We start from the raw sequence: 14,131 nt of genomic DNA, 5'->3' as shown, positions 1-14,131 counted from the left end.
CCACAGGAGCAGTGAGCAGCCAACCGCGCCTTCGATCGGCTGTCAACACCTACCTCTGGTCTGGCTTTTGCAGGTTTAGGGCACTCGTACAAGGTTCTTCAAGAGGTGCCTGCTTCTTTCATTGACAGAGGAAAAGAACCCCCTTAAGTTTCCGGCCATGCGCTCGACCTCTCCTCATGGGGCAATCCCGGCGACGACGCCGGCCGCTTCCCTGGTCTTCACAACCGTGCTCTCCCACGGCCCGCTCACCCGGACCGAGACAGCGCGGCGCACCATGCTGTCCTCGGCCGCGGTCACCAAGGCGGTCGCCGAGCAGTGGTTCGGGGCCGCAGGCCCGCCTGCCACTACGTCAACAACGGGTGCGTCGAGGCCATGCGAGGAGTCCGCAAGGCCAGGGGCAAACCCGTGACATCGGCAGGGCCCTCGGCTCCGTGGCCACCATGCCCGGTCCGGAGCGAGTGATCATCTCCGGCGAGGGCCCGGCCGCATACGACCTGTTCGCCGAGGGCACCCGCGCGTCCGCCTTCGGCACCGCCGCGCAGTGCGACGTGATGACACGTCCGCTGCCCTTCGAGGAGTGGGCGCGCGGGCCGCGGCCACCGCGATCCAGTCCTTCATCGGATCAGACACGTACTAGGAGTAGCGATGACGCTGCACAGCCGCAGCCCTCAGACCCCCGCAGGCCCTAACCGCAGAAGGGTGGTGCAGGGGCTGTTCGGTGTCGGGGCCGCCGCCCTGGCCATGCCCGCCCTGGCCGCCTGCGGCGGAGGGGCCGCGTCCGACCCGAAGACGGTGACCTTCGGGTCGAACGGCGCGGACGCCACACCGAAGAAGGCCTACGCCGCGGTGACGAACGCCTTCGAGAAGGACAGCAAGCTCACGGTCAAGACGAACACCGTCGACCACGACACGTTCCAGAAGAGCATCTCCACCTACCTGCAGGGCACCCCGGACGACGTCTTCACCTGGTTCGCCGGCTACCGCATGCAGTACTTCGCCAAGAAGGGCCTCGCCAGCCCCATCGACGAGGTGTGGGACAAGATAGGCGCCGGCTACAGCGACGCGGCCAAGCAGTTGTCCAAGGGACAGGACGGGAAGTACTACTTCGTCCCGCTCTACAACTACCCGTGGGCCGTCTTCTACCGTAAGAGCGTCTTCCAGAAGTACGGCTACCAGATCCCCACGACCTGGAGTCAGTTCACGGCGCTGGCAAAGCAGATGAAGAAGGACGGGCTCTCCCCGATCGCCTCCGGCTACGGCGGCGGCGACAACTGGACCGTCCTCGGTACGTTCGACTACCTTAACCTTCGCGCCAACGGCTACGACTTCCACATGTCCCTGATGCGGGGCCAGGTCTCCTGGACCGACAAGCGCGCCGTCAAGACCATCGACCTGTGGCGTGAGATCACCCCGTACTACCAGACGAGCGCGGGCGGCCGCTCCTGGCAGGACGCCGCTCAGTCGCTGCTCGACAAGAAGTCCGGCATGGCGATCATCGGCCTCTTCCTCGGCCAGCAGGTCACCGACGAGTCCCTGCGCTCCGACATCGACTTCTTCCCGTTCCCGGAGATCGACCCGGCGTACGGGCAGGACACGGTCGAGGCGCCCACCGACGGTTTCATGCTCAGCCGCAAGCCGAAGAACTCCGCCGGCGCCACGAAGTTCCTCGAGTTCCTCGGCAGCGCGCAGGCCGAGAAGCTCTACATGGGCGTCGACCCGAGCAACGTCGCCGTCAACTCCGGCGCCGACACCAGCTCGTACAACGCCCTGCAGAAGAAGTCCGCCGAACTCATCGCCGGCGCCAAGCACATCACCCAGTTCGGGGACCGCGACAGCGACCCGGGATTCATCTCCACCGTGGTCGAGCCAGGCTTCGCCGAGTGGCTGAACCATCCCGACGACGGCTCGGCCCTGCTCAAGAAGATCGAGTCGCAGCGCTCGCGCTTCTTCACGGCCTGATCCCCCTGGAGAGGTTCACCATGTCCTCCGTGCGTACAGTGCTTCGGTTGTCGTCGCGCGCACACCCTCGTCCGCGCCGGCTCAGTCCTGGTGACCGCCTCTTCCTGACGGTTGTCGTCGGCATCCCGCTGCTTGCCCTGCTGTTCTTCGTTTGGCTGCCGGCGGTGGCCTCCATCGGTCTGTCCTTCACCAACTGGGACGGCCTCAGCCTGTCCGACATCCACTGGGTCGGACTGGACAACTACCGCCAGATCTTCACCAATTACCCGCCGTTCTGGCCGGCCGTCAGGCACAACGTGATCTGGCTGCTGTTCACGGCGCTGCTGCCCACCCCGTTCGGTGTCTTCCTGGCCTACCAGCTGGACCGCAAGATCCGATTCAGCCGGGTCTACCAGACCGCGATCTTCATGCCGATGGTGCTGTCCCTGGCGGTCGTCGGCTTCATCTGGGAGATCATCTACAACCCCGACAACGGGCTGCTGAACGGTGTGATCAGTGCCGTGTCGTCCGGCCATCACATCGACTGGCTGGGCGATCCCAACCTCAACCTGTGGGCTGTACTGGTCGCTTCCGGCTGGCGGCACGCCGGCTACATCATGATCCTCTACTTGGCGGGGCTGAAGGGTGTCGACCCCGCCCTGAAGGAGGCGGCCGCACTCGACGGCGCCAACGGACGCCAGACCTTCATGCGGGTGGTGCTGCCGGCCATGAAGCCGGTCAACATCATCATCCTGGTCGTCACCGTCATGGAGTCCCTGCGCGCCTTCGACCTCGTCTACGTACTCGGCGGCGGTACCGGCAGCAAGCCCGGCATGGAACTCCTGTCCCTGCTCATCAGCGACAACATCATCGGTGAGTCCAGCCATATCGGATACGGGTCCGCCCTCGCGGTCATCCTGCTCCTGGTCTCCCTCGTCGCGATCGGGACTTTCCTCTTCCAGTCATTCCGCAAGGAGGACCAGTGACCGCGACCGCCACGCCGCCGGTTCGCCGGTCACGTACCCCGCTCATGCCTACCGCCGGCGCCCGCAGGGGGCCGAGGCGGCAGACCGGACGCCACATCATGCTCGGCAGCATCGCGCTGCTGTGGCTCGTCCCGCTGCTGTGGGCCGTCTACACCTCCCTGCGGCCCTACTCCGACACCACGAAGCACGGCTATCTGTCCTGGCCGCACAGCATCGGCCTGCAGAACTTCTCGGACGCCTGGAGTCAGTCCGGGATGCCGCACTTCTTCTGGAACTCGGTGCTCATCACCATTCCGGCGGTCCTCGGCACCCTGCTGTTCGCCGCGGCGGTGGCCTTCTTCGTCTCACGGTTCGACTTCCGCTGGAACGTCGTGCTGCTGATGCTCTTCACCGCGGGAAATCTGATCCCCGCACAGGTGCTGATCACACCGCTGTACCGGCTGTACCTTCTGATACCTCTGCCGCCGTGGATGAGCGACTCCCTGCTTGTCTACAACTCGCTCTGGGGCATCATCTTCATTCACATCGCCTACCAGTGCGGCTTCTGCACCTTCGTGCTCAGCAACTACATGAAGACGATCCCGAAAGAGATCACCGAGGCCGCTCTCGTCGACGGTGCCCCGGCGTGGCGCCAGTTCGTCCAGATCGTACTGCCGCTGTGCCGCCCAGCGTTCGCGGCGCTCGCGACCCTGGAATCCATCTGGATCTACAACGACTTCTTCTGGTCCCTTGCGCTGATCCAGACGGGTGACAAGCGTCCGATCACCTCGGCCCTGGCCAACCTGCAGGGCCAGTACTTCACCAACCCGAACCTCATCGCGGCAGGTGCTCTCATGACCGCGATCCCCACGCTGCTGATCTACTTCGCGCTCCAGCGCCAGTTCATCAGCGGTCTCACCATCGGCTCGGGCAAGGGCTGAGCCGCCGCCCCGACGTCCCGACGGTCACCGCGACCGGCCGGCCCCCCGGCGTCCGGAACGCACGTCCCCTGCCCGGTTCCACCGCGTTATCCCCGTGACCCGACAACAGGAGGTCCGACCCATGCGGTCATCCTCGTACCAAGCCCTGCCCGGAGCCCCCGCCGGCTTCGCGCGCCGGACCATAAGAGCCATGCTGGTCCTGGCCGTCACCGCGGGTCTCGCGACGGCCGTCACCGCCGCCGCCCCCGCCAAGGCCGCCGCCACCGCTTCCACAACGGCCGCCTCCACAACGGCCGCGTCCGCCAAGGCCTCGACCACGACCACGACTGCCGCGGACGCCACCTCCGGCATCGCCGCCAAGCCGTACATGGGCTGGTCCAGCTGGAGCATGCAGTCCTCCAGCTATCCGGGCCTGAACCCCAACGGCAACTACAGCTACCTCACCGAGGCGAACGTCCTGAAGCAGACGGACGCCCTCGCCTCCAAGCTGAAGCAGTACGGCTACGACTACGTCAACATCGACGCCGGCTGGTGGATGGACAACAACTGGAAGCCCGGCTACGACCAGTACGGTCGGCAGACGCCCGACCCGGTCCGTTTTCCGAGCGGCATGAAGTCGGTCGCCGACCACATCCACTCCAAGGGCCTCAAGGCCGGCATCTACCTGCCCGTCGGCCTGGAGAAGGGGGCATACGGCGACGGCAAGGTGCCGATCTGGAACGCCCCCGGCTGCACCACCGCCGACGTCGTCTACCCGGACCTGCGCACCACCAACGGCTGGGACAGCTCCTACAAGCTGGACTTCGACAACCCCTGCGCGCAGAAGTACATCGACTCGCAGGCGCAGATGTTCGCCGACTGGGGCTACGACTTCCTCAAGCTGGACGGTGTGGGCCCGGGCTCGTTCAAGTCCGGTGACAACTACAACAACGTCGCCGACGTCGCCGCCTGGCACAAGGCCATCGCCGCCACCGGGCGCCCGATCCACCTCGAGCTCTCCTGGTCGCTCGACATCGCCCACGCCGCCGACTGGAAGCAGTACTCCAACGGCTGGCGCATCGAAACCGACGTCGAGTGCTACTGCAACACGCTTGTCACCTGGGAGAACTCGGTCAACGACCGATGGAACGACGCCCCCGCGTGGAGCAACAAGGCAGGCCCCGGCGGCTGGAACGACCTCGACGCGATCGACGTCGGCAACGGAGCGATGGACGGCCTCACCAAGGCCGAGCGGCAGAGCTACATGACCCTGTGGGCCATCAACAAGTCGCCTCTGTTCACCGGTGACGACCTCACCAAGCTGGACAGCTACGGCGTCTCCCTGCTGACCAACCAGGAAGTCATCGCCGCCGACCAGAACACCTCGCCCGTCGCACGTCCGGTCACCCCGGTGGGCAACCAGCAGGTCTGGGGCACCAAGAACTCCGACGGCAGCTACACCGTCGCCCTGTTCAACCTCGCCGACTCGCCGGCCTCCGTCACCGCCAACTGGGCATCCTTCGGGTTCACCGGCCACGCCTCCGTACGCGACCTGTGGAACAAGCAGGACCTCGGGAACTACCAGAACAAGATCACTGAGGAGCTGCCCGCGCACGGCTCGCGGCTGTTCACCATCAAGCCCGGCGGCAGCCAGCTGGCCACCACGAGCTACGAGGCCGAGTCCCCGAACAACACCCTGAGCGGTGGCGCCTCCGTCGTCGGCTGCGCCGCCTGCTCGGACAATCTGAAGGTCGGCAACCTCTACCTCGGCGGCAAGCTGCAGTTCAACGACATCACGGTGAAGAAGGACGGGATCTACACCGTCAACGTCGCCTACGTCAGCGGCGACCCCCGCTCGGTGACCGTCTACTCCAACAGCGGTAACGGCACCAGCCTGAAATTCCCCTCCACGGGCGACTGGAGCACGGTCGACACCGTCAGCGTCCAGCTGGCCCTGAAGGCGGGCTCCAACACCATCACCTTCGACAGCGGCAGCAGCGGATACGCACCCGACATCGACAAGATCGACGTACCGCAGTCCGTCTGACGTAGCCCCGCGGGGCCCAGTCACACGACCTGGGCCCCGCCCCACATGCTCATCGAGTGCTCTTCCGACGATACGCCGACGGTCCGCAGCCGTCTTCCCCGCACGCGCCGTTCCCGGAAATGGAGTGCACAACCGTGGACATCCAGCACACCGAATCACGCGACAACCGCCCCAGCCGCAGGGGCTTCCTCGCTCTCGCCGCCGCTGCCGGCGTGGGCACCGCACTCGGCGGCCTGCCCGCCTTCACCGCCTCGGCGGCCCCGCTCCGCCCCACCGATTCTCCCATGTTGTCCGCGGCCGACGCCGCGAAGAACCAGCTGTGGTGGCAGGCTCCCGGCTCCTCCAACTCGATGATCGAGCAGGGCCTGCCGGTCGGCAACGGGCGCCTCGGGGCGCTCGCGAGCAACGACCCCTCCAGCGAACTTCTGATGATCACCGACGCCACCCTGTGGACCGGCGGTCTCAACGACACGCTGCAGAGCGACGGCCAGTTCCCCTACGGCCGCAGCGACTTCGGCTCCCTGACCCTGCTGGCCAAGCTCACCGTCGACATCCCCGACCACGACCTGGGCTCCGTCAACAACTACCGCCGCTCCCTCGACCTGGCCCAAGGCCTGGTCAGTGCCTCGTACGACATCTCCGGCGTCACCTACCGGCGGCAGGTCTTCGCCAGCCTCCCCGACGACACCATCGTCCTGTACTTCGACCAGCAGGGCAGCGGCACCTACACCGGCACCGTCTCCCTCGCCGGCACCCACGGCGAGACCACCACCGCCAACAGCGCGGGGCGCTACGCGTCGTTCGGCGCCTCCTTCGCCAACGGCCTGAAGTACGGCGCCGCCGTCACCGCCTACAGCAGCACCGGCAAGGTCGCCGTCAGCGGCACGTCGATCTCCTTCAGCGGCTGCAAGGACCTCACCGTCGTCGTCAGCGGCGGCACCAACTACGCGCCCGACGCGGCAGCGAAGTTCCGCGACCCGTCCGTGGACCCGGAGCGCCTCGCCAGGACCAAGGTCCTGGGCGCGGCCGGCCACTCGGCCGGCACTCTGCTGCACACACATGTCGCTGACTTCCGCGCCGTGTTCGGACAGCTGGACATCAACCTCGGCACCTCCTCCGCCGCGCAGCGCGAACTGGACACCTGGGAGCGGGTGCAGGCACGCTACCGGGACAACGTCCCCGACCCGGAACTCGAGGCCGCCTACCTGCAGTTCGGCCGCTACCTGATGATCTCCGGATCGCGGGGCAGCCTGCCGATGGGCCTCCAGGGCCCGTGGCTGGACGGCAACGACCCGGACTGGATGGGCGACTACCACACCGACATCAACATCCAGATGAACTACTGGATGGCCGACCGGGCGGGCCTGTCCGGCTGCTTCGACGCTTTCGCGGACTACTGCCTCGCGCAGCTCCCCGCCTGGACGGACGTCACCCAGCGGCTGTTCAACGACTCCACCAACAGGTACCGCAACTCCAGCGGCAAGATCGCCGGCTGGACGGTGGCCATCTCCACCAACCCCTACGGCGGAGGCGGCTGGTGGTGGCACCCGGCCGGCAACGCCTGGCTCTGCCAGAGCCTGTTCGAGCACTACGAGTACACCCAGGACCGCGCCTACCTCAACAAGGTCTACCCCCTCCTCAAGGGCGCCGTTGAGTTCTGGGAGGCCCGCCTCATCACCACGACCGTCACCGACGCGTCCGGAGCCTCGCGCGAGGTCCTGATCGCCGACAGCGACTGGTCGCCCGAGCAGGGCCCACTGGACGCCAAGGGCATCACCTACGCCCAGGAACTGGTGTGGAACCTCTTCGGCAACTACCACACCGCGACCGACGTGCTCGGCAAGGATGCCGGCTACGCCAAGACCGTCGACGGTCTGCGTGAACGCCTGTACCTGCCCGTGGTCAGCCCCACGACCGGCTGGCTGGAGGAGTGGATGTCGCCCGACAACCTCGGCGAGACCACGCACCGGCACCTCTCCCCGCTCATCGGACTCTTCCCCGGCGACCGGATACGCCCGGACGACTCCACGCCGAAGGACATCCTCGACGGCGCGACGGCCCTCCTGACCGCGCGCGGCATGAACAGCTACGGCTGGGCCAACGCCTGGCGCAGCCTGTGCTGGGCGAGGCTGAAGAACGCGGAGAAGGCGTACCAGCTCGTCGTCAACAACCTGAAGCCGTCGGTGGGCGGCAGCAACGGCAGCGCGTCGAACCTCTTCGACATCATGGATATGGGGCAGGGCCGCGGCATCTTCCAGATCGAGGCGAACTTCGGCACCCCCTCGGCGATCATCGAGATGCTGGTCTACTCGCGGCCGGGACACCTCGAGCTGCTGCCCGCGCTTCCCGCCGCCTGGGCGGCATCCGGCTCGGTATCCGGCGTGGGCGTCCGCGGCGGCTTCGTCGCCGACATCAGCTGGAAGAACGGCAAGGTCACCCAGGCCACGCTGACGAGCGTCGGCGGCCGTGCCACGACCGTCTTCGCCAATGGGAGTCCGCGACAGGTCAGCGTCATGCCCGGTCAGTCCGTCACGCTGCGGAACCTCTGAGAGCAGCCGGACGAGTTGAGAAGAGTGGAGAAGACAACGATGTTCCACAAGACACGACGTCCGCGGGTGGACTGCCTGCCGCGCAGAGCACTGGTGTCCGTGGCCGCCGCGTTGGCGGGCATGGCCCTGTCCGTCGTGCCGCTCGGCACCGCGCATGCGGCGGGCAGCGCCGCGGCTTCGCCGCAGGGCACGGGGACCCGGGTGAGCGCCTGGTCGCCCAGCATGACCACCGCCGGCCCGGCCTTCGACGACCAGACCATCCGGATGGTGGCCCACAGCAGTGTCGCCGGCTCCGGCGCACGCATCACCCTCTCGAACCGGTACAGCGACACCCCGCTCAACGTCAGCGCCGTGGACATCGCCGTCCAGGCAAGCGGTGGAACCGCCGTGAGCGGGACCACCCTGAACGTGACGTTTGGTCACTCCGGCCAGATCACCATCCCCGCGGGTCAGCAGGCGATCAGCGACATCATCCCGATCTCGCTCAGCGCCGGGGAGAACGTGCTCGTCAGCCTCTACGTGCCCGGCAGCACCGGCGCCTCCACCTGGCACTCGGACGCATTTGACACCACCTACATAGCCCCCGGCAACCATGCGGGCGACGACAGCGCGGACGCGTTCGGCTCCAGCACGACCTCGTGGTACTACCTGGCAGGACTGGACGTGGTTTCGCCGACCGCGAAGGGAACGGTGGTCGCCTTCGGCGACTCCATCACGGACGGCTATCACTCGTCCACTGGCACCTACACCCGCTGGCCCGACTTCCTCGCCCGGCGCCTGGGCGCCGAGCCCAGCCCGCAGAAGCTCAGCGTTGTGGACGCCGGGATCGGCGGCAACCGCGTCCTCACCGACGTCCCCTACCTCTGGCAGGGCGTCAGCGCCCTTAAGCGCTTCGGCCACGACGCCCTCGGCCAGCCAGGAGTCAAGGACGTGATCCTCTTCGAGGGCATCAACGACATCGGCAACAACGCCGGTCCCAGCGGCGCACCGCTGACCGCCCAGGACCTCATCAACGGCTACCGCACCCTGATGAACGAGGCACACGCCGCCCACGTCAACATCATCGGCGCGACCCTGATGCCTGACGAGGGCAACGGGTACTACACGCCCGCCGCCGAGACCCTCCGCCAGAGCGTCAACCAGTGGATCCGCACCAGCGGCGCCTTCGACGGGGTCATCGACTTCGACCAGGCCATGCGCGACCCCGCAAACCCGGCCGCCCTCAACCCGGCCTACGACTCGGGCGACCACATCCACCCCAACGACGCGGGCATGAAGGTGATGGCCGACGCGATCGACCTGCGGCTGCTGCGCATCTGACGCGCGCAGGCACCGGCCCCTCTAAAGTGGCGCCCACGAGCCCGGAACGGCTCGCGGGCGCCACCGTTCCGTTTCCGGGCAGTGTGCGAAGCGGCGCTGAGGGCACTCCCCCGCCGGATCCGACCGCCACAAACCCGCCGCGCTCAGGGATGAAGCGGCCCTGCGGGTGCCGGTCTCGAACGGTACTCAGCGCGTCAGACCGGCGTTCACGAACAGCAGGTCGAGTGTTCGGCCTCGGGACGCTGTACGGCAGGACCCCGATATGCTACTGTCCGGTAGCAATCCACTGGCCCCGGAGTTCCCCTATGCGCGATGGCCCGCACCGCGTCAGGTCCACCCCGTGACACCTCCCCGCCTGAGAGTTCCTCATACCGGCGCCGTGCGGTGGGTGTTGTCTCCGCGCTGATCGTGGCGGTCTGCGGACCCCTGACCGCCTCGTCGGTGGCGCAGGCGCAGCAGCAGGCCCCGACGGAGACGGAAGCACAGGTGCGGACGCAGAGCAGGGCGGCCGCGGCGGCGACCCCGGCCGGGCACTCCGTGGTCACCTGGGGCGCCAGTGCCGACCGGCAGGGCGCCGGGCCCGCCGACCGCAGCTACCGGTTGATCGTGCGCACCAGCGTCGGCGGCACGGACATGCGTATCCGGCTGTCCAACGCCTTCGGCGACCACCCGGTGACCTTCGCGAGCGCGTACGCGGGGCTGCAGAAGCAGGGCGCGGAGCTGGTCCACGGCACCAACCGTCAGCTGACGTTCGCCGGGGCCGCGTCCGTCACCGTCCCGGCAGGCGAGACCGTGCTCAGCGATCCGCTGCCCGGGAAGCTGGCCGCCCAGAGCAATCTGGTCGTCAGCCTCTATGTGACGGGCGCCCAGGGACCCACGACCGGTCACGGTATGGCCATGCAGACCAACTACGCGACCGCGGGCAACCACGCCGCCGAGGAGGGCGCGGCCAACTGGACCGATCCAATGGGCTCCTGGTACTGGCTGGACGCCGTCAGTGTGCAGACATCCAAGGCGGTCAGCTCGGTGGTGACCTTCGGTGACTCCATCACCGACGGATGGGCCTCGACCACGGACGAGAACCGCCGCTGGCCCGACTATCTCTCCCGGCGGCTCCAGGCCGCGTCCGGCATCACTGTGAAGGGAGTGGCGAACGAGGGCATCTCGGGCAACAAGGTACTGGCGGACGGCGCCGGGCAGGCCGCGCTGAACAGGCTGCAGCGTGATGTGCTCTCCCAGCCCGGGGTCAGCACGGTGTTCCTGCTCGAAGGCATCAACGACATCAAGGCCCACACCGGCGTCACGTTGGACGACATGATCGCCGGCTATCAGCAGATCATCGACCGGGCGCACGCGGCGGGCAAGTGTGTCGTCGGCGCGACCGTCATGCCGTACAAGGGCTGGTACGAGTACGACGCCGCCGGCGAGGCCGTGCGCCAGGGCGTCAACGACTGGATCAGGAACAGCGGCAAGTTCGACGCCGTGACGGATTTCGACAAGATCACCCGCAATCCGTACGACCAGCAGGAGATCATGCCGTTCTTCGACGGCGGCGACCATCTCCACCCGAACGACAAGGGCATGCAGGCGATGGCCGACGCTGTCGATCTGTCCGCTCTGCGGTGCGACCGCTGAGCCAGGACCGCGCACCTCGTCCGAGGTCCCGCTGCACCCTCCACCTTCCCGGGCGCCCGCCGTCTGGGAAGGTGGAGCCATGTCCAGACTCCCCATCAGCGAACTCACCGCGCTCGTCGACGGCCTCCTCGAAGGGCCCCGACCACTCCCGGTCGTCCTCGCCGGCGATCCCGTCCTCCGGCGTCCGGCCGCCACCTATGAAGGGCAGCTCGGCGACGAACGCCTCGGCAGGCTCGTGGCTGCCCTGCGCGAGGCGATGCACGCGGCACCCGGCGTCGGGCTCGCGGCGCCGCAGGCCGGCATCCCGCTGCGGCTGGCCGTCATCGAGGACCCGGCCGAGGTGGCGGACGACGTACGGCAGGCGCGCGGCCGCGCGCCCCAGCCGTTCCGCGTCCTGGTCAACCCCGTGTACGAACCCGTGGGCCCGCGAAGGGCCGCGTTTTACGAGGGCTGCCTCAGCGTTCCCGGCTGGCAGGCCGTCGTCGCCCGCCACGAGACGGTGCGGCTGCGCGGGCAGGACGGCAGCGGGAGCGAGATCGACGAGGAATTCACCGGCTGGCCCGCCAGGATCGTCCAGCACGAGACCGACCACCTCTTCGGCACGCTCTATCTCGACCTCGCCGAGACCCGTTCCCTGGCCGGTACGCAGGCCTTCGTCGAACGCTGGTCGCAGCCCACACCCGAAACGGCCGCGTCCGAACTCGGTTTCACCATGCCGGAGTGACACCGTCGACTCTGCCGTCACGTGTCTCATGAACGCATCCTGCGGGCTTGTCGTCACCGACAAAACCCGCAGGTCGCACCTTCGGGGTGCCGCCGCAGTGAGGGTAGGACGGTCCGCCACTGACCAGGCCGGCCGAGCCGGCCACCGAGGGCCGCCACCAGTGCGACGGCCGGCAGCCTGATTACGGCCTCCTCCGAACAGGCCGGCAGCAGCCTGGCCGCCTCACCGCCGCCCCACTGCCCGCGCAGCCGCGCGGCGCGGCGTCCGGACAGCGCGACGCGGGCGCGTTTGCGCCGGGTAGCGGGCGGATACGCGCTGCGAGCCGCCCGGCCAGGAAGCCCCGTCTGCGGCCCGGCCGGCGCAGCCAGGGCCGCCAGTCGACGCGCGTACTGCCCTTATGGCAAGGAACGGCCTTCCCCCGCCACGAGGTTGGGACTGCCTACGTTGACAAGATCGACTGGGCGGCATCCTCCACGAGTCGCGACCGCGTATCAGCGGCACTGCAACGGGCAGCGCCCGCATCGGGCCGGCAACCGGCTAACGCCCGGCACCCGTGAGCATCCCGCCACGGTGCACGACCTCGACAACCGCGGAATACCGCGCAGCCGAATCCGACACCGTCGGCGCGCGCTCGGCGAACGCACCGCCGCCGGACTCAAGCAGCGCTGGTGCCCCCCGCATCGTGCCGCCCTCAGCCCGCCGAAGCAGCGATGCTGAGCAGCGCTCAACGCCCCGTCACATCGACCGCCCCGCAGCGCGTTTCCCAAGATTCCTCAGGAGAGGCGAAGAGGGTGCCGGCGAGGGCGACGTGGTCGGCGGTGCCGCCGAGGACGGACAACATCACGTTGCGCCGCCACAAGTGCAGGGCCACGGTGAAGACGAGAGCCAGGAGGGTCGGCCACGCCGTGTCGGGGACGTGCGGGGTGAAGGTACGCAGGGCGTAGACGGTGAGGATGACCATCACGCCGACCGGGGAGGGGCACACAGGGCCCAGGTGATCGTGACGGTGGTGGCGACCGCGGTGAGCAGGTAGCAGGTGTCCGGCACGGGCGGTTTTCCTCCGTGTGGCGGCGTAGCGGGTCATCAGGCTCCAGCGCAATGGGCGGCTGACCGGCGTCGGGCCGGCCAAACGGGTCGGCCCGACGCCTCCTCCGTGCCTGCGGCGGGTGAAGCGGCTGGAGGAGTCCGGGATCGTCACCGGCTACCGGGCCCGCATCAACCCCGAGGTGGACGGGGTCACTGACTGGGTCACGGTGCGGCGCTCGCAACTCAGCCCGAAGGCCGTCAGGAACGCGTCCTCGTGGCTGTGGCGCGCCGTGATGATCTGCGGAGCGACGATCCCGCACGCCGCTCAGGTCCGGCTCGGCCATGGCGCCGGCGGTTGTGAGGGTGGTCCCCATCTCGAACCGGGAGATCCCCGGATCCAGCAGCGCCGGTTCCGGGCCGGGGCCGAACCCGGTGCTGTCCGTCCTTGGGGTCCGCCGGATTTCAGTGGGGGACGCGTACGGCGTACTCGGCCCGGTCACCGCGGATGCGGTGGACGATATGAGCGACGGCCTGCCCCTGCGTGTTGCTGTTGGTCCCCCTCAGCAGGAGCAGTGGTGTTCCCACCTGCACCTCCAGCCATGCGGCGTCCTCCGGTTTGGCCGGGACCGCCGAGAAACAGCGATCGTCGCGCAGAACCTCGACGCCGTGGGCGGCGGACATGGCGGCGAAGAGGCTGTTGGTTCCATCCCAGCTCGGTGGGGCGAGCGCCGCAGGAATAGCGGCGAAGGACACCGACCATGGCAGCTCGTCGACCCAGCGGATATAGCGGTACTCCATGACGGCACCGGGGAAGTCGGGGAAGTGGTACTGCTCGCCCGTTACGTGAAGCTCCGTCGGTGCCCCGTGGCTGTCGGGCCGTGATCGCGCCAAGGATGGTCGGCCGTTTGACGGGTCCGGAGGAGGCGCTTCGGCGGTCGCGGGGTCGACCCGGCGGGCGTCGAGGACCGTCTGCCGTACCGCGTGGCCGCCCCTCGCCATGGACTCCA

Annotated in this window: 10 protein-coding genes and 2 pseudogenes; 10 read left to right on the top strand and 2 right to left on the bottom strand. The window is 68.1% G+C overall.

The features are described 5' to 3' along the window. Positions 1–410: 410 nt before the first annotated feature. From FCI23_RS60230 to FCI23_RS29165, 9 genes and pseudogenes are all read left to right on the top strand, one after another. A pseudogene (locus tag FCI23_RS60230) lies at positions 411–637 on the top strand (sugar kinase); the annotation flags it as partial. Positions 638–645: 8 nt separating this feature from the next. Beyond that, positions 646–1,959 (top strand): ABC transporter substrate-binding protein, encoded by a 1,314-nt coding sequence (locus FCI23_RS29200; RefSeq protein ID WP_136726941.1) that lies wholly within the window; start codon positions 646–648, stop codon positions 1,957–1,959. Between the two features lie 29 nt (positions 1,960–1,988). Next, positions 1,989–2,924, top strand: coding sequence for a carbohydrate ABC transporter permease (locus FCI23_RS29195; RefSeq protein WP_246144137.1), 936 nt, complete (start codon positions 1,989–1,991; stop codon positions 2,922–2,924). A gap of 44 nt (positions 2,925–2,968) precedes the next feature. Continuing rightward, positions 2,969–3,844 carry a carbohydrate ABC transporter permease gene (locus tag FCI23_RS29190; RefSeq protein WP_136727017.1) on the top strand — a complete coding sequence of 292 codons (876 nt, stop codon included), beginning with the start codon at positions 2,969–2,971 and terminating at the stop codon, positions 3,842–3,844. 121 nt (positions 3,845–3,965) lie between these two features. Further along, positions 3,966–5,870 (top strand): alpha-galactosidase D, encoded by a 1,905-nt coding sequence (locus tag FCI23_RS29185; protein WP_136726939.1) that lies wholly within the window; start codon positions 3,966–3,968, stop codon positions 5,868–5,870. A gap of 119 nt (positions 5,871–5,989) precedes the next feature. After that, complete coding sequence (locus tag FCI23_RS29180) at positions 5,990–8,419, top strand: glycosyl hydrolase family 95 catalytic domain-containing protein (protein WP_211265511.1); 2,430 nt, start codon at positions 5,990–5,992, stop codon at positions 8,417–8,419. Positions 8,420–8,458: 39 nt separating this feature from the next. Further along, on the top strand, positions 8,459–9,739 hold the full coding sequence (locus tag FCI23_RS29175; protein WP_136726937.1) for an SGNH/GDSL hydrolase family protein: 1,281 nt from the start codon (positions 8,459–8,461) through the stop codon (positions 9,737–9,739). 384 nt (positions 9,740–10,123) lie between these two features. Further along, entirely contained in the window at positions 10,124–11,374 is a 1,251-nt protein-coding gene (locus tag FCI23_RS29170; protein ID WP_246144135.1) for an SGNH/GDSL hydrolase family protein, read from the top strand. Between the two features lie 79 nt (positions 11,375–11,453). Then, positions 11,454–12,098, top strand: coding sequence for a peptide deformylase (locus FCI23_RS29165; RefSeq protein WP_136726936.1), 645 nt, complete (start codon positions 11,454–11,456; stop codon positions 12,096–12,098). Between the two features lie 724 nt (positions 12,099–12,822). Here FCI23_RS29165 and FCI23_RS29160 read toward each other — a convergent pair. Then, complete coding sequence (locus tag FCI23_RS29160) at positions 12,823–13,059, bottom strand: AzlD domain-containing protein (protein WP_136727015.1); 237 nt, start codon at positions 13,057–13,059, stop codon at positions 12,823–12,825. Positions 13,060–13,180: 121 nt separating this feature from the next. On the opposite strand from FCI23_RS29160, the pseudogene FCI23_RS63900 reads away from it, so the two are divergent. Next, positions 13,181–13,285, top strand: a pseudogene (locus tag FCI23_RS63900) (AsnC family transcriptional regulator); the annotation flags it as partial. A 301-nt stretch (positions 13,286–13,586) separates the two neighbouring features. On the opposite strand, the gene FCI23_RS29150 reads toward FCI23_RS63900, so the two are convergent. After that, on the bottom strand, positions 13,587–14,131 hold a 545-nt coding region (locus FCI23_RS29150; RefSeq protein ID WP_136726935.1), incomplete at its 5' end, for a UTRA domain-containing protein.

This window comes from Actinacidiphila oryziradicis (assembly GCF_005047355.1).
Taxonomy (GTDB): Bacteria; Actinomycetota; Actinomycetes; order Streptomycetales; family Streptomycetaceae; genus Actinacidiphila; species Actinacidiphila oryziradicis.
This window is presented reverse-complemented; position numbering and strand designations above follow the sequence as displayed.

Coding starts and splice junctions, on each gene's coding strand:
- FCI23_RS29165 (WP_136726936.1), top strand. CDS start 11,454: ATGTCCAGACTCCCCATCAGCGAACTCACCGCGCTCGTCGACGGCCTC.
- FCI23_RS29190 (WP_136727017.1), top strand. CDS start 2,969: ATGCCTACCGCCGGCGCCCGCAGGGGGCCGAGGCGGCAGACCGGACGC.
- FCI23_RS29185 (WP_136726939.1), top strand. CDS start 3,966: ATGCGGTCATCCTCGTACCAAGCCCTGCCCGGAGCCCCCGCCGGCTTC.
- FCI23_RS29200 (WP_136726941.1), top strand. CDS start 646: ATGACGCTGCACAGCCGCAGCCCTCAGACCCCCGCAGGCCCTAACCGC.
- FCI23_RS29160 (WP_136727015.1), bottom strand. CDS start 13,059: ATGGTCATCCTCACCGTCTACGCCCTGCGTACCTTCACCCCGCACGTC.
- FCI23_RS29175 (WP_136726937.1), top strand. CDS start 8,459: ATGTTCCACAAGACACGACGTCCGCGGGTGGACTGCCTGCCGCGCAGA.
- FCI23_RS29180 (WP_211265511.1), top strand. CDS start 5,990: ATGGAGTGCACAACCGTGGACATCCAGCACACCGAATCACGCGACAAC.